General features: G+C 62.4%; 23 protein-coding genes and 1 pseudogene. 17 read left to right on the plus strand and 7 right to left on the minus strand.

Going from position 1 to position 20,364, the window contains the following annotated elements:
* The first annotated feature begins 114 nt into the window (after nt 1–114).
* The 5 genes from OLX23_RS23540 (at nt 115) to OLX23_RS23560 (ending at nt 6,342) form a co-directional block, all read left to right on the plus strand.
* Complete coding sequence (locus OLX23_RS23540; RefSeq protein ID WP_264447729.1) at nt 115–1,668, plus strand: DNA polymerase Y family protein; 1,554 nt, start codon at nt 115–117, stop codon at nt 1,666–1,668.
* On the plus strand, nt 1,668–4,940 hold the full coding sequence (locus tag OLX23_RS23545; RefSeq protein ID WP_264447730.1) for an error-prone DNA polymerase: 3,273 nt from the start codon (nt 1,668–1,670) through the stop codon (nt 4,938–4,940). The genes OLX23_RS23540 and OLX23_RS23545 overlap by 1 nt, the downstream gene beginning before the upstream one ends.
* Nucleotides 4,927–5,199, plus strand: a complete 273-nt coding sequence (locus OLX23_RS23550; protein ID WP_264447731.1) for a hypothetical protein — start codon at nt 4,927–4,929, stop codon at nt 5,197–5,199. Before OLX23_RS23545 ends, OLX23_RS23550 begins: the two co-directional genes overlap by 14 nt.
* A 438-nt stretch (nt 5,200–5,637) precedes the next feature.
* Complete coding sequence (locus OLX23_RS23555) at nt 5,638–6,009, plus strand: hypothetical protein (protein ID WP_264447732.1); 372 nt, start codon at nt 5,638–5,640, stop codon at nt 6,007–6,009.
* Between the two features lie 6 nt (nt 6,010–6,015).
* A complete protein-coding gene (locus tag OLX23_RS23560; RefSeq protein WP_264447734.1) occupies nt 6,016–6,342 on the plus strand; it encodes a hypothetical protein in 327 nt (108 codons plus the stop codon).
* Between the two features lie 137 nt (nt 6,343–6,479).
* On the opposite strand, the gene OLX23_RS23565 is transcribed toward OLX23_RS23560, so the two are convergent.
* Both OLX23_RS23565 and OLX23_RS23570 read right to left on the minus strand, forming a co-directional pair.
* Nucleotides 6,480–6,731, minus strand: coding sequence for a hypothetical protein (locus OLX23_RS23565; protein WP_264447735.1), 252 nt, complete (start codon nt 6,729–6,731; stop codon nt 6,480–6,482).
* A 153-nt stretch (nt 6,732–6,884) separates the two neighbouring features.
* The gene (locus tag OLX23_RS23570) at nt 6,885–7,067 is read right to left on the minus strand and encodes a DUF3606 domain-containing protein (RefSeq protein WP_264447736.1); all 183 of its coding nucleotides are present in this window, start codon (nt 7,065–7,067) and stop codon (nt 6,885–6,887) included.
* A gap of 293 nt (nt 7,068–7,360) precedes the next feature.
* Between OLX23_RS23570 and OLX23_RS23575 the strand changes: the two genes are divergently transcribed.
* Nucleotides 7,361–7,915, plus strand: a complete 555-nt coding sequence (locus OLX23_RS23575) for an SOS response-associated peptidase family protein (RefSeq protein ID WP_264447800.1) — start codon at nt 7,361–7,363, stop codon at nt 7,913–7,915.
* Here the strand turns inward: OLX23_RS23575 and OLX23_RS23580 are convergent.
* Nucleotides 7,894–8,061 (minus strand): hypothetical protein, encoded by a 168-nt coding sequence (locus OLX23_RS23580; RefSeq protein ID WP_264447737.1) that lies wholly within the window; start codon nt 8,059–8,061, stop codon nt 7,894–7,896. The genes OLX23_RS23575 and OLX23_RS23580 overlap by 22 nt on opposite strands.
* Nucleotides 8,062–8,379: 318 nt before the next feature.
* Nucleotides 8,380–8,868, minus strand: a pseudogene (locus tag OLX23_RS23585) (MucR family transcriptional regulator); the annotation flags it as partial.
* A 470-nt stretch (nt 8,869–9,338) separates the two neighbouring features.
* On the opposite strand from OLX23_RS23585, the gene OLX23_RS25880 reads away from it, so the two are divergent.
* A complete protein-coding gene (locus OLX23_RS25880) occupies nt 9,339–9,539 on the plus strand; it encodes a DUF6961 family protein (protein WP_413629931.1) in 201 nt (66 codons plus the stop codon).
* A 23-nt stretch (nt 9,540–9,562) separates the two neighbouring features.
* Here OLX23_RS25880 and OLX23_RS23595 read toward each other — a convergent pair whose 3' ends face one another.
* The gene (locus tag OLX23_RS23595) at nt 9,563–10,003 is read right to left on the minus strand and encodes a thermonuclease family protein (RefSeq protein WP_264447738.1); all 441 of its coding nucleotides are present in this window, start codon (nt 10,001–10,003) and stop codon (nt 9,563–9,565) included.
* Between the two features lie 399 nt (nt 10,004–10,402).
* Here OLX23_RS23595 and OLX23_RS23600 point away from each other — a divergent pair, with 399 nt between their 5' ends.
* The 4 genes from OLX23_RS23600 (at nt 10,403) to OLX23_RS23615 (ending at nt 12,986) form a co-directional block, all read left to right on the plus strand.
* Nucleotides 10,403–10,795 (plus strand): class I SAM-dependent methyltransferase, encoded by a 393-nt coding sequence (locus tag OLX23_RS23600; protein WP_264447739.1) that lies wholly within the window; start codon nt 10,403–10,405, stop codon nt 10,793–10,795.
* 668 nt (nt 10,796–11,463) lie between these two features.
* Nucleotides 11,464–11,985, plus strand: a complete 522-nt coding sequence (locus tag OLX23_RS23605; protein WP_264447740.1) for a hypothetical protein — start codon at nt 11,464–11,466, stop codon at nt 11,983–11,985.
* A gap of 213 nt (nt 11,986–12,198) precedes the next feature.
* Nucleotides 12,199–12,600: a type II toxin-antitoxin system HigB family toxin gene (locus OLX23_RS23610; protein ID WP_264447741.1), complete on the plus strand. Its 402-nt coding sequence runs from the start codon at nt 12,199–12,201 to the stop codon at nt 12,598–12,600.
* 11 nt (nt 12,601–12,611) lie between these two features.
* Nucleotides 12,612–12,986, plus strand: coding sequence for a helix-turn-helix domain-containing protein (locus OLX23_RS23615; protein ID WP_264447742.1), 375 nt, complete (start codon nt 12,612–12,614; stop codon nt 12,984–12,986).
* A 283-nt stretch (nt 12,987–13,269) separates the two neighbouring features.
* Here OLX23_RS23615 and OLX23_RS23620 read toward each other — a convergent pair whose 3' ends face one another.
* Nucleotides 13,270–15,858, minus strand: coding sequence for an excinuclease ABC subunit UvrA (locus OLX23_RS23620; RefSeq protein ID WP_319641347.1), 2,589 nt, complete (start codon nt 15,856–15,858; stop codon nt 13,270–13,272).
* 708 nt (nt 15,859–16,566) lie between these two features.
* Between OLX23_RS23620 and OLX23_RS23625 the strand changes: the two genes are divergently transcribed.
* The 6 genes from OLX23_RS23625 to OLX23_RS23650 all read left to right on the plus strand — a co-directional run bounded on the left by OLX23_RS23625 (nt 16,567) and on the right by OLX23_RS23650 (nt 19,123).
* Nucleotides 16,567–16,953 (plus strand): hypothetical protein, encoded by a 387-nt coding sequence (locus OLX23_RS23625; RefSeq protein WP_264447744.1) that lies wholly within the window; start codon nt 16,567–16,569, stop codon nt 16,951–16,953.
* Between the two features lie 26 nt (nt 16,954–16,979).
* Nucleotides 16,980–17,171 carry a hypothetical protein gene (locus OLX23_RS23630; protein ID WP_264447746.1) on the plus strand — a complete coding sequence of 64 codons (192 nt, stop codon included), beginning with the start codon at nt 16,980–16,982 and terminating at the stop codon, nt 17,169–17,171.
* A 73-nt stretch (nt 17,172–17,244) separates the two neighbouring features.
* Entirely contained in the window at nt 17,245–17,499 is a 255-nt protein-coding gene (locus tag OLX23_RS23635) for a hypothetical protein (protein WP_264447747.1), read from the plus strand.
* A 313-nt stretch (nt 17,500–17,812) separates the two neighbouring features.
* The gene (locus OLX23_RS23640) at nt 17,813–18,229 is read left to right on the plus strand and encodes a thermonuclease family protein (RefSeq protein ID WP_264447748.1); all 417 of its coding nucleotides are present in this window, start codon (nt 17,813–17,815) and stop codon (nt 18,227–18,229) included.
* Nucleotides 18,222–18,791: an alpha-ketoglutarate-dependent dioxygenase AlkB gene (locus tag OLX23_RS23645; protein ID WP_264447804.1), complete on the plus strand. Its 570-nt coding sequence runs from the start codon at nt 18,222–18,224 to the stop codon at nt 18,789–18,791. Before OLX23_RS23640 ends, OLX23_RS23645 begins: the two co-directional genes overlap by 8 nt.
* Entirely contained in the window at nt 18,788–19,123 is a 336-nt protein-coding gene (locus tag OLX23_RS23650) for a hypothetical protein (protein ID WP_264447749.1), read from the plus strand. Before OLX23_RS23645 ends, OLX23_RS23650 begins: the two co-directional genes overlap by 4 nt.
* Here OLX23_RS23650 and xth read toward each other — a convergent pair.
* On the minus strand, nt 19,120–19,917 hold the full coding sequence (gene xth / locus OLX23_RS23655; RefSeq protein WP_264447806.1) for an exodeoxyribonuclease III: 798 nt from the start codon (nt 19,915–19,917) through the stop codon (nt 19,120–19,122). The genes OLX23_RS23650 and xth overlap by 4 nt on opposite strands.
* Nucleotides 19,918–20,364: the final 447 nt, after the last annotated feature.

The raw sequence follows: 20,364 nt of genomic DNA on the forward strand, positions 1-20,364 counted from the left end.
GTGCCGCGGGGCGGGGGATGGAGGCCTGGCGCCCGCTGGGCGCGGCAAGACGGACTATCACGCAGACCTTCTCAGGCAGAGCTCGACGCACTGCCGGCGCACCAGCGCCCATCGATGCGCGAGATGGGCCGCCGCAGCGAGCACGCCGACCATCCATTCCGGGCGATGCCTCCCGACGAGGGGGGCGGGCAGATCGTTGCCTTCGGTGCGCCTGTCGCGATTGTGCTCGCGCGGCGGCCGACGGTGCTCGTCATACGGACCGGCCAGCGCGACGTCGTATCGGCCGCCTGCCCACTCGCGCAGTCGCTGGGACTGACGCGCGGCATGGCCGCGGCCCATGCGCGGGCGCTTGTCGCCGACCTCGAAGTCCAAGACGCCGAGCCCGAGGCGGACATAGTCTTCCTCGACCGACTGGCGCGGCACGCGGCGCGGCAGTGGACGCCGACCGCCTGCGTCTCGGGCCCGGATGGTCTGTGGTTCGACTTGACGGGCAGCACCCACCTGTTCGGCGGTGAAGAGCGCTTCTGCCGACGGTTGCTCGCCTTTCTCGCTCGGCTCGGGTTCTCGGCGCGCATTGCGATCGCCGGCACGCCTGGCGCTGCCCATGCGCTCGCGCGATTTGGACGCGAGATAATCACCCTCCTCGAGCCGGGACGTGAGGCCGAGGCGATCGCCGAGCTGCCGCTCACCGCGCTGCGGCTCGAACCTGGCGCGCTGCAATCCGCGGCGAGGTTCGGCCTCGAACGCGTGGCCGACCTCTATCCAATGCCGCGCGGACCGTTGGCGCGGCGCCTAGGGCTCAAGACGGTGGAGCGCTTAGACCAGGCGCGCGGCAGTCTTGCCGAGCCGATCGTGCCGGTCGTACCGCGCGACGCGCCGCAGGTGGGTCGCCAGCTGCTCGAGCCGGTTGGCACGCCCGAGAGCATTGCGCAAGTCATCGGCGACCTAGTCGCCGATCTCGTCGCAGCGCTACGCACGCAAGGCCTCGGCGCGCGCACGGTCCTGCTTACTTGCGAACGAGTGGATGGCGAGGCACAGCGGCTCGTCGTGGGCGCATCGCGGGCGACGCGCGACGAACAGCACCTGATGCGCATGTTCGCGCTCAAGATGGGCGAGCTCGATCCTGGCCTCGGCATCGAGACGATGGGGCTCGCCGCGCCGCACTGTGAGCCGCTCGGCGCGCAGGCCGTGGGCGCGCTGCTCGAGGCTCGCGGGCAAAGGAGGGACATCGCTTCTCTGGTCGATCAGCTCACGGCGCGCGTGGGATCATCGGCGCTGTTTCGGATCTCGTCGGAAGAGAGCGACGTTCCCGAACGCGCTGCGCGGCGCATAGCGCCGTTGGATCTGGCCAAAGGCTGGCCGCAGTGGAAGCGGCCGGCGCGTTTGTTGAGGCGTCCCGAGGCGCTGTCCAACGTGCTTGCGCTCATGCCCGATCATCCGCCGCGCCGGTTCACATGGCGGCGCCAGGACTATCGCGTGGTCGCCGGCGACGGCCCCGAGCGCATCCACGGCGAATGGTGGCGCAATGATCGGGAAATGTGGGCGGTGCGCGACTACTTCCGGGTCGAGGCCGAAGGAGGGCTGAGGTTCTGGGTCTTCCGCCGCGGCGACGCGGTCGAAGAGTCGACCGGCGATCTTTCCTGGTACATGCACGGGGTCTTCGGTTGATGGCGACCTATGTCGAACTCCAGGTCGCAAGCCACTTCTCGTTTCTGCGCGGCGCCTCCTCGCCCGAGGAGCTATTCGCTGCCGCGGCCCTGCTCGGCCATTCCGCGCTGGGGCTCAGCGACTGGAGCACGGTCGCCGGAATCGTGCGCGGGTGGGACGGACAGAAGGCCACGGGCGTGCGCATGATCCCCGGTGCGCGCGTCGATCTAACCGATGGGCGGGCGCTGCTTCTGTATCCGCAAAACCGGGCGGCCTGGTCGCGGCTCACGCGGCTGCTGTCACTTGGCAAGGGGCGCGGCGGCAAAGGACGCTGCATTCTCGGTTGGCCCGACGTCTCAGCCCACGCCGAGGACATGGTGGCTATTCTCGTGCCGGATATGCCTGACGCGGCGGTCGAGGCGCAATTGTGCGATCTGGTCTTAGTTTTCGGGCGGCGAGGCTATCTGGCACTTAGTCTGCGGCGGCGCCCCGACGACGGCGAGCGCCTCTATCGGCTCGACGCCCTCGCACGCGCCGCCGGGGTGCGCAGCGTCGCGACCGGCGACGTGCTCTATCACAGCGCGGAGCGACGCCCGCTGCAGGACGTGGTCAGCGCTATCCGGGAGAAATGTACGATCGATGCGCTCGGTTTTCGCCGGGAGCGCTTCCTCGATCGCGACCTTAAGTCGCCCGCAGAAATGGAGCGACGCTTCGCCGCCTATCCTGACGCGATCCAAGCGAGCGCTGATATCGCGCGGCAATGCACTTTCGACCTCGGCGAGATCCAGTATCAGTACCCCTACGAGCAGGTCATGGAAGGTCGCAGCGCGCAGCAGGCACTCGCCATGCTGACCGAGGAAGCGGCGCGAGATCGGTTCGGCGACGCCGTGCCGGCCCGCTACCGCCAGCAGATCGATCACGAACTCGGCCTTATCGAGCAGCTTGGCTACGCGCCCTATTTCCTGACCGTCAACGCGATCGTCGCCGAGAGTCGTAGGCGCGGGATCCTCTGTCAGGGGCGCGGCTCGGCCGCGAACAGCTGTGTGTGCTACCTCCTCGGGATCACGTCGATCGATCCGATCCAACATGAGCTCCTGTTCGAGCGCTTCGTTTCGGGCGAACGGCGCGAACCGCCGGACATCGACGTCGATTTCGAGCATGAGCGCCGCGAGGAAATCATCCAGTGGATCTACGAGACCTACGGTCGCGACCGCTCGGCGCTGACCGCCGTTGTCACCCGCTACCGTACGCGCGGCGCCGTGGCCGAAGTCGGCAAGGCGCTTGGCCTGCCGCGCGATCTCACCAAGATGCTGACGGGTCTTGTCTGGGGCTGGTCGATGGACGGCATTGCCCAGGAACAGATCGAAAGCCTCAATCTCAACGCGCAAGACCACCGTCTCAAGCTGACACTGGAACTTGCGCGCCAGCTGATCGGCACGCCGCGGCACCTCTCCCAACATCCGGGCGGTTTCGTGCTCACGCAGGAGCGCCTCGACGATCTCGTGCCGATCGAGCCGGCGCGCATGGTCGACCGCCAGATCATCGAGTGGGACAAGGACGATATCGACGCGCTCAAGTTCATGAAAGTCGATGTCCTGGGGCTCGGCATGCTCGGCTGCATGAACCGCGCCTTCAATCTCCTCGAGCAGGAGAAGGGTATCAAGGTCACAATGGCGGACCTCCAGGACGACGATCCCGCGGTCTACGCGATGATCCAGAAAGCTGACACGCTCGGCGTCTTCCAGATCGAGAGCCGCGCACAGATGTCGATGCTCCCGCGCATGAAGCCGCGAGAATTCTACGATCTCGTCATCGAGGTGGCGATCGTGCGGCCCGGCCCGATCCAGGGCGACATGGTTCATCCCTACCTTCGGCGACGCGAAGGCAAGGAGAAGCCCGAGTATCCCAAGCCCGAACTGCGCGCCGTGCTCGAAAAGACGCTCGGCGTGCCGCTCTTCCAGGAGCAGGCGATGAAGGTCGCAATCGTCGGCGCGGGCTTCACGCCGGTCGAGGCGGACCAGCTGCGCAGGGCGATGGCTACTTTCAAGCTCACGGGCGGCGTCAGTCACTTCTACGACAAGCTCGTGGGCGGCATGATTCAGCGTGGCTATCCCAAGGACTTCGCCGAGCGTACCTTCAAGCAGATCGAGGGCTTTGGCTCCTACGGCTTCCCCGAGAGCCACGCGGCGTCCTTCGCTAAGATCGCCTATGCGTCTTGCTGGATGAAGCACCACCATCCTGACGTATTCTGCGCCGCGCTGCTTAACGCCCAGCCCATGGGGTTCTACGCGCCGGCTCAGATCGTTCGCGATGCGCGCGAGCACGGTGTTGAGGTGCGCCCGGTCTCGATCAATCACAGCCACTGGGATTGCACGCTCGAAGAGACGAATGGTCGCTATCTCGCCGTGCGTCTGGGCTTGCGACAGGTGAGGGGACTCGCCAACATTCACGGTGCCGCCATCGTGGCAGCGCGGGGGCCAGCGGCCTACGAAACAGTCGAAGAGGTCTGGCGGCGGGCCGGCGTCCCAACCGCGGCGATCGAGCGGCTTGCCGAGGCCGATGCGTTTCATTGCCTGTCAGAGGATCGGCGCCAGGGCCTGTGGAAGGTCAAAGGCTTGGGTGAGGCGCCGCTGCCCCTATTTGCCGCCGCCGATGCACGCGCCGAGCACGGACGAGGCTGGTTCTCGCCCGAGGGACGTGAGCCGCCCGTCAATCTCAAACCACTCACAGCCGGCCGCGAAGTGGTCGAGGACTATCGCTCGCTGCAACTGTCGCTGCGCGGCCATCCGTTGCAATTCCTGCGCTCCGAACTCGACCACCAGCGGATTGTGCGATGCGCGGACCTGGCCACGATCCGTGATGGCCGCAACGTCGAGGTCGCCGGCGTCATTCTCGTGCGCCAGCGGCCGGGATCCGCGAAAGGCGTACTTTTCGTCACGATCGAGGACGAGACCGGCTGCGCGCAGGGCATCCTTTGGCCCAAGAAGTTCGAGATTTACCGGCGCCAGATCATGTCTGCCTCCATGATCGCAATGAGAGGACGACTGCAACGAGAAGGCGAGGTTACTCACGTCATCTGTGACCGCATCGTCGACCATGACGCCATGCTCCGCTCGATTGGCCGCATGGACTTCTCGGTTATGCCGGGGAGGGGGGACGGCGCGACGAATGGCGGTGGGCCAGATCCGCGCGATCCTGCCTTCCCGCGCGGCCGGACGCTGGCTGCGCCGTCCTTCAGGGCGGTGGACGAGCAGGACGAGATTGTCCGCATTCGCAGCCATGACTTCCACTGATGCCAGGGCGCGCGTCAACGGGACAATCGAGCGCGCACTCAATGTCCTGAGAGAAGCGGCGGCGGAGAAGGGCACAGTTCAGACGCGCGGCGTCGCGCTCGCGCTCTGGGTGCTGCGCGGCCGCTGCCCGGACGACTGGCTGGTCTCCTTTTGGGAGGCGGCGGGGTCTGAGCACGACATTGGCCGCAGCCAAGGGCTGCACGCAGCTTACAACGGGATCGTGCGCCAAGTGCGCATGCAAGGCGGTCTAGACCGGTAGTCGTCGTTCGCTTGGTGCCATCGGCGCGCGGATCGACAAGGATAGCGGAGTGAAGTGGTTCAGCTACCCAATGGGACCAGGGGCTAGGTCGTCCCCGGTCCCAAAGGTTATAGGAACTGATCTCAGGCGTAGATCAGTGTGGGTAAGAACGACGTTCGGCGTGGCTTATTAAGCTTGTGTTGACCATAAAAATGCCGACCCGGACTCGGTCCCCTGACATGGCTAGCGCAGCGCCAGCTCAGGCTTTGGCCAATCCTTTCGGGAGCTGGACGAGATGCCGCCGATGGCCTTTGTTCCAATTATGTTCTAGATCGACGGGATCGCCGAGTCGCCAAGCGAAACAGACGATATGGGCGGGACGATTAGTCGCGAAAGCATCATCGCCGGCGAGGTGCTGGGTTCACGCAAGGCAATCGTTACAGAACGTTGGAGACCGGAATGGCAAAGGACCTTGAAGTGCCAATGGAGCTGTTCAGCTCCATTCCCGAGGATGCCGACGAATTTACCAAGCGATACATGCGCGCCCACACCGTAATCCAATCGGCGTTCTTCTCGCTGGGCGATCTAGATGTGTCGCCAGGCGAAGCTACGCTGGGCTACGCCGAACTCGAGAACATTCTTTGCATGGCCCAGGCCATGCTGATCGCCGGCGATGATTGCCTCAAGACCAAACGCGACGTGCGCTTGCGCGCTGAGGAGCATGCCAAGATCGTCCGCAGCGCCGCCGAGATGCTGAAAGAGGCGGGCGATCGTCAGGCGATCGACCTGCTCGACATGATGCGCCTGCGCAAATCCAGCCCCACGAATTGAAGCACAATGGACTATTCTGATTTTGACGACGAGATCGCGGCGGTCGCTGCGGCGCAGGTGATCCGTATGGTCGATGCAGGCGCGGTTCCTGGGTCTGACGGGCGCAGTCCCGATGCCGTGATGGAAGGGATAATCCTCGGCTTGGCGATGGTCATCGAGCAGGCCCCCCAATGCCGCACTAAGCGAGGGCTCCGACACATCAGTGGGGGATATGGCAGGCTACTCGTCCAGCGTGCCCAGCAGTTCCGTGCCGCGTTCGAGCAGACCGGCGTTCATCCGATCATGCACATGCACGAGGATGAAGCCGGGCGAGGATCCTCAAGGCTGAACTGATCCCCGCGAACAAAAAGAAGGCCGCCGCGGGCGGGGAACTGCGGCGGCCTAGCCAATCGATTCAGGCTCTTTACGTCCAGAAAAGCTACTCGGCGCCGTTCTTGGCGTAATAGCTGTCGCGTCCGCTTTGGCAGCATTCAGCGCTGTTCGTGATGGCGCAGACCAATCGTGCTTTGCTCACTATTCACTTGCCCGGCCGCGGCGAGGGGGCCGTTGATGAACCTGCGCCACTGCGTGAAGAAGTTTTCGTCGTCTGGCCCGTCTGCAGGTTCGCGCAGGGCGCTTTCGACATCGTCCATTTGCGGCGCCTCCATCTTGCCTTTTGGTTCAGCACCTTCCGCGAGCGGCAATGTTCCGAAACTTATGCCGCAATCGGCCTGGTCGCCCACGTAGTCGCCGATCGCCGCCTCGCTACTGCCCTGGTGCGTTTTCTTGGGGCGGCTTTACGTTCTCTGGAAGCGCATCGCGATCACCTTCTGCTGGCGCCTGGGCGGGGGCGGGCTTTGGCTTTTCGCTCTCGTTCGGCGTCTCCGTCTCCATGGTCACGCCTTCAACGCCTGCACCGCTTCATCGAGCTTTTCGCGGCTGTTGCCATGCTGCTCGATCAGGCGCTCCGCCTGCTCCATGGAAATTCCATGTTTGTCGGCGAAATGACGAACCTCGTATTCCTCGCCGCCTGCTACAAACTGTCGGTCACGGCCCTGCTTGGTCTTGTCGTCAGACATGTTGATCTCTCCTTTGATCAATCAACAAGTTCGCCGGGCCGGCGTTCCGCTCAAAAGGTGAATTGAATCGTTGACTCGATGAATGGCGAGAACCGACCCTCGCTGGCATGTGCAATCGCAAGCATCAGAGCGAGAAGGCGGTATCGTTGTGGCTCGACGCTCACGACGTACAGGGTGATATCGACTTCACCGACCGTCCGGCTCAGATCTTTCCGACGGGTAAAAAGACCGCGCGGCACGGCTTGGTCGTCAGGCGCGAGACCGCGGGCAATCGTCCGCTCATCGCCGAGTGGATGGAATGGGGTTTCCCGCACCAGGTGCCGGGCAAGCGTCCCGGTGTCATGCTCGACACTTTCGTCACGAACGCCAGGCATCTCCACTATCCGCTGTGGCGCGATACATTCGCTGACCCAGTTCACCGTTGCCTCGTGCCGTTCACGCATTTCGCAGAGCCGCATCCCGAGCGGGGCAAGGGCGACGATGGCCTGCCAAAGCAAGCCTGGTTCTGCCTTCCCAATCAGCCCGTGGGCGTCTTTGCTGGCCTATGGACCGAGACGCCCCGCGGCCGGGCCTACGCGTTCGCAACCTGTCAGCCCAACGAGATCGTGGCGCCCATCCATCCCAAAGCCATGCCGGCGATCTTGCTGCCGAGCGAATGGGAACGTGGCTGGAGGGTGACGCCAAAACGGCGAAGGCGCTCATCCGACCCTACGAGGGACCGATGGACGTGCAGATCACGACCCCGCGGCTTTCTGACGGCGGCGCTCTCGATCTCGTGCTATAAGGTGACGGCACCGGCTCTGCGCCTCGGCCCCGATGGGGCCGCTCAGCGAGTGGCGGCAATTTGAAACCTCGCGCTTGCGTAGCCGAGCACCAACCAGGCATCTCGCCCCCGCAGGAAATGCTGGCGCTCTTCAGCGCTATCGGCCTCCTTGGCCGCTCGATCACACATCACTGCCTGCTTGAAATAAAACAGAAAATGGTGGTTGTTCATGACGGCAGGAACGTCCTGAGCTGGATGTCTGTTCCTGCCTGAAGCTGTTCGCGCCGCCGCCTACGGGGCTAGGTTTTCTGCGGGCTGGCTTTGATGCTCGAGTAACTGAAAATTGTCAGAGACCACGGGAACGCGCCATCGCATTCCCGTGGTCGAGATTTATCAGGCTTTGGTTTCCGGCTCTACCGGGGCCACTTTTGGTGCTGCGGTCTTCTTAACGGCCGCCGGCTTCGCCGCCGCTGACTTTGTCGATGGCGACTTCGTCGATTTGGCTTTCGCCGATGCGGGCTTGGCCGCTGCCTTCGCCGCGGGCTTAACGGCACTCGCCTTTGCTTCAGTCGGAGAAGCAGTCTTCGCGACGGGCGCAGTCGTCCCGGGCTTGCGCCCCAGACCGAGCTTCTTTGCCGTCTCGCGTCGAAATGCGGCATAGTTCTCAGCCACCATCGGGTAGTCGGCTTTGAGATTGTAGCGGGCGCGATACTCGGCGGGCGTGAGGCCATGCGTCGAGAGGTGCCGTTTCAGCGTCTTGTAAGGCTTGCCGTCGATCATCGAGATGATGTGATCTTTAGAGCTGAGCGATTTGCGCACACCGACGGCGGGCGTATGCTCTGCGACTACGGCAGCTTCCTCCTCGGCGGTCCCCTGCGATCCAGAAAGGGCTGATACCGCGCCGTGCATCTTCTGCAGGAACGACGGAACTTCCTCCGCCGAGGCTCGGGTGTTGGGATTTCCCAGCCACGCAATGGTGAGTTCAGTCGCGAGTTCGAGAAGATTGGCTTCACCAGTCGAGGTGGGATCATCTGCCATCAATTTGCCTTTCGTGATTGGTAACCGGATTGGACGAGACGCCCTAGTCCGCAAATTCTGACGAAGCTGTTACCGGTGAAATCGGGTTTCTGCCAAGCAATGAATTCACGGAAGATCACTGCGGCGCGAACGGAAAGCCCGTAAGATTCTACCCCGACCGGTGGTTTTATTTCGTTTTTTTGCCGATCGAAGGGCAGCGACAGTCGACGATGATAATCGTTCACATCGGCGTTTTTGTATCACTTGGTGAAGGTTCGCAAATCCAGCGGTTCATTCGGTGCCAGGATGAAGAGAACGCGTCGATCGTGGCGATCCGCCTCGGATGAGCTCTGCCAAATTTGACATGCAAGACCGAGACGCGACTTTGCGGACCGGCGGTGCAGAGTGGCTAAAGGAACACTTCGACTTCAAGCACACTCGACCCTGCGATTTGGTCGTCGTAGCATCGCTGCGACGCAGATGGAGGCACTGTGATTTCGCGAGACCAGGAATTGTGGGCGTGCGCGCTATGGGTGGAGAAACAGCATGGTGAGGCGGGTCCGAGCTTCATAGGGGAGAAGATCAAACGCCTGGCGCTCGAGGGAGATTTCGAAGGCGTAGCGACCTGGCGCGCGATTGCCGATCGCTATGACACGCTGGTTGACGGGGTAGCTGGCGCCGCTCGCCAATGAAGGGGGTGCAGACTACAACCTCGTCAGGCGATCTTGCGGCAGACATGGCCCCGCCAATAACGCTCCCAGCGCAGCGCCCAGCCGCCGGCGACCATCGCGCAGGAAAGATCAACCGCTCTCGGCGTCGTACACCAGGCTACCGTGCGAGAACCACCGGCACTGCCAACTGATTGGCACCTCAGCCCACTTCCGCGGACCAGACGATGACCGTCGCGGCTTTGGCCTAATGGCTGACCCACCAGCCGCGCGAGCGCGTCACGCGATACTGCCGCATCGACGGTCGGGCAGGGCTGACCCTGCCGGCAAGTGCCGTCTATCTCTCGAGCAGCGATGCCGGCAAGTCGTACGCGCGGCCCTTCCGCGCACCAGATCAGGCCGTCACCGTCCCAAACGTGGGTCGGAGTACAGATGAAGGTGCCACCGGCAGGGATGATTGCCGCTGCGGCTAGGGCAAGAAGAGACATGAGTTCCCTGAAGTTTGTGGCCGACAACAATAGCTGGCGCGCGATCTGCGATCGCTATGATGCGCTGGTTGACGGCGTAGCTGGCGCTGCTCGTAAATGAAATGCTTACCAGGTTGTCAGCGGCTCTCATGCGGCCGCCAACATCGCGTCAGGGTAGGGCGCAGAGAACCACTGTTCGCCAGCGCCGTTATATCTCCGCATGGAGAGAAAAATGTCGCAGGATCCCGCTTGGGTCTCCGTCTCGGAATTCATGCGCTCGCCCAGCATGCGGCTCGGCGGTCCCGGCGAGTGCGCGCTTGGTCCGCCGAATGCTCCAGCCGCTTGATTGGCAGCGGATCCGCGTGCTGGTCGAATACGGACCAGGCACTGGCCGCTTCACTTTCGAGGCGCCGAAAACGCATGCGCCGCGACGCAGCTCTACTGGCGATCGAGACCGGGGAGGGCTTTGTCGAAGCCCTACGGGAACGCTGCGACGATCGGCGCCTCATCGTCGTCCAAGGATCCGCGCGCGACGTCAATCACCACCTTGCAGAGCGCGGTTTGCTCGAAGCTGACTCTATCCTCTCTGGCTTGCCTTTCTCTACACTCGAGGCGGACGAAGCGGGGGCGATCATGCGCGAGACGGCGCGAGCATTGTCGCAGCGCGGCACGTTTGCGGGCTACCAGATGCGCTCGGCCATTCGCCCGTTGCTGAGACGCCATTTCGCCAGCCTGCGTTCCAGCTATGAATGGTGGAACATTCCTCCCTGCCATCTTTATTGGGCGACGGGGAAGCGGCAGGGTTCGATATGAGCGGCAAGCGAGATTGCGGCATGAGGAGGCAGACCCAAGGATGTTCGACGCGCGGTTGCTGATCTGTCTGATTGGACGTCATCTCCCGTCGAATACCTCGATCACGCGAGGCAAGCGGGGCGGCGATCTGTCGGCGCTGTGCGAGAGATGCGGCACGCCGGTCGAGCGCTCGGGGAGCGGGCGCTGGCGAGCGCTTGGACCTATCTACGACGAAAGCGGTCCCGTGTCCTGATCAGTTCCGGCTCCGCGCTCTCGTACACGCCAAGCCGCGAAGCGGAGGGCAGGCTGAACAGCGACCTGTTCGCCTCAGTGAGACGTCGCGGAACGGAATCATGTCCGTTCGCGTTAAATTGATTGTCCGCCCTGTTGAGGAAGCTCGCAGGGATGGTCAGAGGGAGCTCCGGACCAGTCGCCGGGGCTCCCTTTTCATATTCACCGATTACAATCGCGCCTCGGGGGCGACGGGTCAGCTTCAGCTCTCCACTTTGCCTTCGATAGAGTCGCGGGTGACACTTTACCGGCAGGCAAAGTGTCATTGTCGACAAAGCGCAACTGAGGCCATGATTTGGGTGGGAAGGGGATTCACATGATTCCCGAAATGTGCTGTGTTTCTTCCCGTTATGTTTGTGACTGCGATCGAACCTTCACCCCGGCCGAGAAGCAGCGAGATGTCGCAGCTCCTGGCGAGGCTGGCGCAGATCAGCACTCGGCCTCGCTATGCATTCATGCTCCTGAGCCTGATCGCTGAGATCGCGGGGCGAGACGGACGCGCCGGTCCGCATGTCGTCCAGGGCAATGCGTCGATGCTACTGCGCGATTGGCTCTGCGACGCACTCACTCCCATGGGTGGCCGAGACCCGAAGCGCGTTGCGCTGACAGAACGGGTTCGTGAGGAGTTTGCCGGGCAGGGCAGACTTCCTGGCGATGCCGAAGAGGCTCGCACCCTCATCGACGACGAGGTGCGCGACCGCGTCAGAACCTCGGGCAAGACCAATCTCAGCCGTGCCGTTACCGAGCTCGTCAAAGCCGGTCTGCTCCAGCGGCACTATGAGGGCTACCGCGTCGATCACCCCAACCGCGGCGCTCAGCGCCATGCGGTCTACACGCTTACGGGTTTGGCGCGCTGCCTGCTTGCGCGTCAGGCGCCGCCATCCGCTCGACCTGCACGGCAGGGTGAATTGGCCTTCTGATTGCCGGCATTGTGAGCGCGCTCGGGCTCTTACGACGAGAACATAGCCAAGTTAGCGAGTTTACAGAAAAACGATAAACTCACCTAACCTGTCTATGGGTCGACGCCGTGCTCCCTTCGGCAGGCAAGCATCAGCCACAAAAACGTGCATTGGGTGTGAGCCATTGTCCTCGGCCGACTTGGGCATTTGCAGGATAAATGCGAGGTCGCGCCGATGCACTCATCCGCATCCCTTAGCGAAACGCATCCCGATCACTTCCCAAAATGGGAAATATCGCTTGCTTCCCAAATTGGGAAATGGCATATTGTTGGGGTGAGGATAATTGCTCGCTCAACTATCGATTCCTATGCCGTTCGGCATCCGCTGACGAAGGCATCATTGGATCACTGGGTCTTGGTGGCTCGCTCGGCCAAATGGAAATCGACCAGCGAAGTCCAGGCTGCCTTCTCTAAAGCCAAGGCACTCAATGGCGAAAGGGTCCGTTTTGAAGTGGCTGGCGGCAATCATCGGATGATCGTCGCGTTCCGCTTCGATCTGCAAATCGCCTTCGTCAAATTCATCGGCACGCACGCGAACTATGACCGCGTCGATGCTCTAACCGTCAGCCAATTTTGAGGTGTATGGAAATGACTGATGTCGCAATTCGCCCAATTAGGAACGACGACGATCATCGCGCCGCTCTCCACACGATTGAAAGCCTCTGGGATGCCGAGCCGGGCACCGAAGACTTCGACCGGCTCGACCTGATGACTACGCTGGTAGAGGCCTATGAAGCGAAACGTTGGCCCGTTGCCGATCTCGACCCTATCGAGGCCATCGAGACGGCGCTCGAGAGCGGCGAGCATGACCGGCGCGAGTTGGCAATGCTGATCGGTGATAACCGAGTGTCGGAGGTCCTCGGCCGTCATCGGGCCTTGTCGCTATCGATGATCCGGAAGATTGAAGCTGCATGGCATCTGCCCGCGTCGGTTCTGATCCGTGAGTATCAACTCGCGCGGTAGCCGTCGCCGATCGGCACCACGATGTGGCGTACGTAGACGCTCGGGTTGAGCTTCGGCCTCGCAGATGGCGAGTAGCACACAGAGCTAATGGCGCATGGGTTTCACAACGACTCGCAAAGTCTGAAGACCACCGCCTAACCTTTTGAACTTTAACATAATCTTTGTTATCATTCCGACATGATGTAAGCGCAACTTAGAGATGTCACATTCCGCAGCAGTCCCTTTAATCTCCGGAATGCTGGCGAACTTTACTGCCGTTGCCTTCGTCTCGCTCTACCCTCACCTATAGCGCTGCCTTGAGATAAGGCGCGGTCACGCTGCTTTCCGTTTCGGCGACGTGATGTGGCACGCCGCTAGCAAGAATGCGCCCACCCTCCTCCCCGGCCCCTGGTCCTAGATCGATGACCCAATCGACCTGTGCGACGGCGCGCATGTCATGCTCGACCACCACGATCGTATTGCCGACATCGACAAGACCCTGCAGGTGCCGCATCAGCCGATCCGCGTCGGACGGGTGCAGCCCCGATGTCGGCTCGTCGAGAATGTAGATTGTGTTGCCCCGCTGCGCGCGTTGCAGCTCGGTCGCGAGCTTGATCCGCTGCGCCTCGCCGCCCGACAATTCCGTCGCCGGCTGCCCGAGCCGCAGATAGCCGAGGCCGATTTCCCGCAGCACATCGAGCGAGCGCATGACGGATGCCTCGCTTGCGAAGAAGTCGCACGCTTCGTCCACCGTCAGTTCAAGCACCTGAGCGATGTTGCGGCCGTTCCATTCGACTTCGAGCGTCTGCGGATTGTAGCGACTGCCGTGGCAGGTCGAGCAAGGCGCATAGACGCTCGGCAGGAACAGCAGCTCCACCATGACGAAGCCCTCGCCCTCACACACCGGGCAGCGGCCCTGCGCGACGTTGAACGAGAACCTGCCCGGCCTGTAGTGGCGCCGGCGGGCAAGCGGCGTGTCGGCGAAGATCTTGCGGACATGATCGAACAGGCCGCTGTAGGTGGCGAGGTTCGAGCGCGGGGTGCGGCCGATCGGCCGCTGATCGACCCGCACTAGCCTTCGGACATACTCCATGCCCGCCACGATGCGGCCTTCGGTATCCTCCTGCGCGACATCGAGAAGCGGATCGACCTCATCCTCTTCAACGGCCGCCGAGCCGCCGAGCTGTTCCGCGACAAGCTCCGGTAGCGCCTGGCTGACCAGACTGGATTTGCCCGATCCGGACACGCCTGTGACGGCGGTGAAGCAGCCAATGGGAAGCTCGACGTCGAGGCCGTGAAGATTGTTGCGCGTCACGCCTTCGAGACGAAGCCATGCTTTGGCTTCTCGCGGGGTCCGATCATGGGCGACGGGCTCTGCGAACAGATAGCGGCGCGTGATCGATGCCTCGACATCGGCCAGTCCCGCGAGCGGCCCGCTGTAAAGCACTTCGCCGCCCTTTTCGCCGGCACCCGGGCCGACATCGACCAGCCATTCCGCATGGCGGATGACGTCGAGATCATGTTCGACGACAAACAGCGAGTTGCCCGCCGCCTTCAGCCGCTGAAGGATGGTCAGCAGGGCTTCGCCGTCTGCCGGGTGCAGCCCCGCCGATGGCTCGTCCAGCACATAGACCACGCCGAAGAGCTGCGACGACAATTGTGTGGCGAGGCGCAGGCGTTGCAGCTCCCCGGAGGAGAGCGTCGGCGTGCTGCGGTCGAGCGAGATATAGCCAAGGCCAAGATCGATCAGCGGTTCGAGCCGTTCGAGCAATTCGCAGGCTAGACGCTGCGCGGCGACCCGCTTTTCATCGGAAAGATTGGGCGTGCGGCGCACGTCAGGCGCAGCCTTATGTGCCGAACCTCCCGCCGCGACCCGTTGTTCGACCGCCGCATCGCGGGCCGCCTTGCCGAGAACATGGCCCTTCGGGGCCGCGGCGCCCCCATATTCGCCATGCGCGACCGGCGTGAGCAAGTCCCGGAGCTTCAGCACCGTCAGGTCGCCGAACTCGGCGATGTCTAGGCCCGCGAACTTCACGGACAGGGCCTCGCGCTTCAGCCGCTTGCCGTCGCACGTCGGGCAATCGCGGCCGATGATATATTGCGAGACGCGCTTCTTCATCAGCGCGCTTTTCGTGTTGGCGAAGGTCTCCAGCACATAGCGGCGCGCGCCGGTAAAGGTGCCCTGGTAGCTTGGTTCCATGCGGCGCTTGAGGGCAACGCGCGTCTGTTCGGGCGTCAGGCCCGCATAGACCGGCACCGTCGGCGCCTCGTCGGTAAAGAGAATCCAGTCGCGATCCTTCTTCGGCAGATCGCGCCACGGCGTGTCGACGTCATAGCCGAGCGACACGAGGATATCGCGCAGGTTCTGGCCATGCCATGCGGCCGGCCAAGCGGCGACAGCGCGTTCCCGGATCGTCAGCGTATCGTCGGGCACCATCGTCTCTTCGGTCGCGTCATACACCCGCCCGATGCCGTGGCAGGTCGGGCAGGCGCCCGCGACCGTGTTGGGGGAGAAATCCTCCGCAAAGAGCATCGGCTGATTGCGCGGATATTCGCCGACGCGCGAGTATAGCATCCGCACGAGGCTGGAGAGCGTCGTCACGCTACCGACCGAGGACCGCGCGTTAGCCGAGCCGCGCTGTTGCTGCAGGGCGACCGCAGGCGGCAATCCGTCGATCGCGTCGACCTCCGGCACGCCGGCCTGGTCGATCAGGCGGCGCGCATAGGGCGCGACCGATTCCAGATATCGGCGCTGCGCTTCGGCATAGAGGGTGCCGAAGACGAGGCTCGATTTACCCGAGCCCGATATGCCGGTGAACACCACGAAGGCGTCGCGCGGCACATCGACGTCGATATTCTTGAGGTTGTTCTGACGCGCGCCGCGGACCTGCACATAAGGGGGAGGCCCCGCATGGTCAGCGTTGGAGCCCGTTGCCTTGGAAGGTATAACCTTTTGCTTCATTTCAACATTCCTGGCAAAATCGCGCGCCTGACCCAGCCACATCACAGTCGGATGGCCGATACAAACCGTCCTACTGGCGACGAACCCCTTCTGTTTGTTGTTCGTCTCCGCTATTGAACGCATCCAACGGACGCTGTTCCTTCTCGGCATCAGGTCGCAAAGTTCATAGAGATTTTTGCAGAACGCCTCCGAGTGAACCGAAGGTTCTTCGGAGGGGAATTGTTCCGATGCCAGCTTGCGGACCGAGGACGAAGGGGTGACGTCGTTCCTTTCGTTGAACTCGATCTGGCGATGACCGCTATGGAATGTCAGCATATTTTGCTGGCAGCGACCGCAACCCGTCAGCCGATCTTCTCAGCCAGATTCACCCTGCAGGCCACGAGCCCCATTCCGGTGGGTTTCAGCGACGACGCCTACGGGGCCCCGCCATAAAGAAATGGCTCCAGACGGGAGCCTGGAGCCATCAAGATTATGAAGACCACTCTCTTGCGAAAACGGTCATCACGGGTCGCTACGCCCTTCTAGCGCGACGAACCGAGTCGAACTTGTATAAACTCGACAATCTCAAGATTGGACATATCGCGCGCAGGGCCCGTTTCGTCGTCACCCTAGATGAGAAGTTAAATTCCGGTTTACCATTTGACCGTAGCCGCCTCCTTCCCGTTCGAAGGAGTGATGATGCATCAGGCAATCCGCGACGAAATCATGGAAGCCCTCGCCAACCAGCTTCCGAAAATCGTGTTCAAAGACGGTGCTATGGAAATGCTGCTGACCGACGATGCCGAGGGCACCGTGCCAGCCATGCGTATCGTCGCCATGATCGAAGCGCATCGGCGCGGCGAGGATATGGATGCCGCCCGAGACGCATTCAAACCCAAATACGCTCTGGAAATGTCCGTATCCGAACGGATGACCCGGTGTATCTCGGTCTTCAAGTATATACACGAGTGGAAGAGCATTCGAGCCGCCAGCTTGCGCGAGGCCCAATCGCGGGGGCCGGGACCCGGACGCCCGAAGAAGAGATAGTTCAGCATCTGGCGGAGGCCGCGGGCATGGATGAGAACGACGAACGGGTTTACATGATCTTCGGTACGGATCAGCTCGGCGACCAACACGTTTTCGCGACATGCGACGAGACCCGAGCGTTGCTGGCATATCGGGACTTCGCTTCGCGCTACGAAGTGGTGCGAGGCAACGAGGCGATCTATAACGCCGCGTTATCCAAGGTCGGTCACGCCACCTGAAATATGCCTTCCGATTGTTGAGGTGCCATCCCATAAGCTGGACCTCACCACGGGAAATATGCGTATCCCTGTAATGCTGACCCTCGCACTGGCGCTGACTGCGTGTGGCGATAAAACCGAAGAGCCGGCTCCCGCTCAGACGAGATCGCAAGCTGATATCCTGAGCCGGGCCAATCCGCCCGTTGGCTTTTCGGAACAGTATGAGGATGAGAAGCAAGAGTGCGAAAAGTTGAAAGACCCCAACAAGAAAGCCCTCTGCATCAGCGAAGCTCAAGCTCGACTTCATGAGCGTGATGCAGTCAAGATGAAATCTCCCGTGAAGCCCTAACTCTGCTCCGAGCGGCCCTCACTAAATAGTTCTGCCGAACTATGGAGGGGGCCGCTTATGCCGCGCCTGAAGCTATTAACCAAACTCAAGCACTGGTGCTCTAGCACTCTGGAAGAAACTAATCGACTGGACGAAAGCGAACGCGCTTTACCTTACCGCGCTGTCGGTGCTCGCCAAAGCCCTCGGCATCTTGGCACCTGATAAGGCCACCGCTCCGAGGGATCAGTTCACTGCATTTTCGAGTTCCCAGTCTAATGGCTCAAGCAATCGGCACTGTGGAACCAACGCGATCGCCATCTATATCAGATCGTCCATGCGCTTCCCCCTCATCCTCACCGCCTTGGTTGCCAGCGCGTGGGCGTCGCCCGCGCTCGCCGATCCGTGTGAAGGTGCGCTGCCATCAGCGGGAATGACCTTCTCGGGTGTCGTCCGCTATGTCGGCGATGGCGACGGCCTGTGCGTCGGCCCCGCTGGCCGTCCCGATCGCTGGATCGAAATCCGGCTCGCGGACTTCTACGCGCCCGAGTTGAATGAGCCGGGTGGCATCGCCGCCAAGCGCCGTCTCGAACGGCTCGCGATGGGAAAGGTGCTGAGCTGTCACGCCGGGCGGCGCAGCTATGATCGCGTCGTCGCGACCTGCATGCTGGCCGGGCGTCCACTGGGCTCCCTCCTGCGTGCCGCCGGCGGCGTCGAGGGTGGCCGGGACGGCCGCGGTGAACGCTATGCTTGACCTGTTCGACGCGCCGGCCGTCGCTGGCCTCGCGATGCACGGTGACATCATCTCGGAGGCTGAGGAAGCCGCGCTGATTGCGCATATCGACGATACCGGCCTCAGCCCGTTTCGCTTTCAGCAGTGGACAGGCAAGCGGCTGACGCGGTCCTATGGCTGGAGCTACGATTTCGCGACAGGCGCGTTCGCGCCGACCGACCCAATGCCCGACTGGCTCGATGGCATCCGGCAACGCGCAGCTGGCTTCGCCAATCTCGATCCTAGCCAGCTCGTGCAAGCGCTGCTGATCCGCTACGGTCCCGGTGCCGGGATCGGATGGCACAGGGATCGTCCGGTATTTGAGCATGTCGTCGGCATCTCGCTCGGGCATGCGGCTACCCTGCGGCTGCGCCGACGGAGCGACCGCGGATTCGAGCGGGCCAGGGTCGATCTCGCACCGCGCTCGATCTATCATCTGTCCGGCGAAGTACGGCACCAATGGGAGCACAGCATCGCGCCCATGGATCATCCGAGATGGTCGATCACATTCCGGAGCCTTGCCGGCCAGAGCGGTAGGGCATGAGCAAGCGCGCCTATCCGACAACACCTGACGGGCGATATTTTGTGGTTCGTGGGCGACTGTGGCGGGCGAGCAATCCGGACCTCGAATCCGATGTGCGCGAACGTCTTGTGCATGAATTGATGACCGCCCGCCGCGCGGTCGGTCTTGCCAAGCGAAGCGGCGATCGTGCGGCGGAAACCGAGGCTCACGAAGCGGTCGATCGCGCCAAGATCGCGCTCGGCGAACGCGGCCCGGTCTGGTGGGATGATGGGACCCCGGATCTCAATCGCCATCTCGCGCGAACCGGACCCTATGCAGACTGGTATGCGGACCTGCCGGAGGACGAGCGCTAGGCCTTCCGCCGTCGCCGCGCCTTGTCAGCGAGGTCGATCCATACCGGCGCATGGTCGCTGGTCTTGTCCCAGCTACGCGGTCGGCGATCCACTTCGGCGGCAACAAGCCGCGCGGCAGCCTTTGGATTCAGCAGGATGTGATCGATGCGCAGGCCGGCATCCCGCTCGAACGAGTTCCGCCAGTATTTCCAGAAGGTGTAGATGTGCTCGCCGGGATGTAGCTCGCGAAGTGCATCGGTCCAGCCTTGCCCGATCAGGCGCGCATAGGCTTCGCGGACTTCGGGCGCGAACAGAGCGTCGTTGCGCCAGCGCTCAGGGACATATACGTCGAGGTCGGTCGGTATGACATTGAAGTCGCCCGCGATCACGACGGGAGCGTCTAGTGATACGAGGCCGGCAAGATGGTCGTGCAGGCGCTCGAACCACCGCAGCTTGTAGTCGAATTTTGACCCCGGTCGGGGATTGCCGTTGGGCAGATAGAGACCGGCTATCAGCACCCCCTTCACCGCCGCTTCGATGTAGCGGCTCTGTTCGTCATCAGGTGCGCCGGGAAGTCCGCGGCGGGTCTCGTGGATTTCGCCGACCCGGCTGAGAATCGCGACGCCGTTCCAGCTCTTCTGCCCATGCCAGATCGCATCATAGCCGAGATCACGGATTGCCGCCTCGGGGAAGCTCGCGTCGGGCGCCTTCAATTCCTGCAAGCAGACGACATCCGGCTCAGCCAGTTCCAGCCAACGCAGCAGCAGGGTCAGGCGTCCGTTGATGCCGTTCACATTGTAGGTCGCGATCTTCAATCTGAGGTAGTCCAGGTCAGTCGTCGACAATTGCCTTCATGATTTCAACGCATGGGAGGGGAAAGCCTTCCCCTGACGGTCAGCCGAATTGTTCCCGTATCACTATCGCTGGGGCCGACCCCGGCAACCCACCAAACGGCACGCGGACTATGGTCAACGCGCTTCTGGCGCTGCCCCCCCCGACAATCGTCGCTCATGGTAAGCCGACACGGTCACTTATTGCGACTCGTTCGCATTTTGGCTCAAATAAGGCACAGATGGGCGGACGGCCGCACGCAAAACCAATAAAATCTGGGACTTGCTAGGATACTAGCTCCAGATTGGCGGCGTCGACGCTTGGATCAAACACTTCGAGTTGGGATTATGGCGCTCAAGTGATCTGTAACGCCGGTATATGCCTTAGAGAATGGTTATATCTCGATATGACATTGCCCCATTCGCCCGCCC

Origin of the sequence: Novosphingobium sp. JCM 18896, from assembly GCF_025938095.1 — a bacterium.
Classification (GTDB): Bacteria; Pseudomonadota; Alphaproteobacteria; order Sphingomonadales; family Sphingomonadaceae; genus Novosphingobium.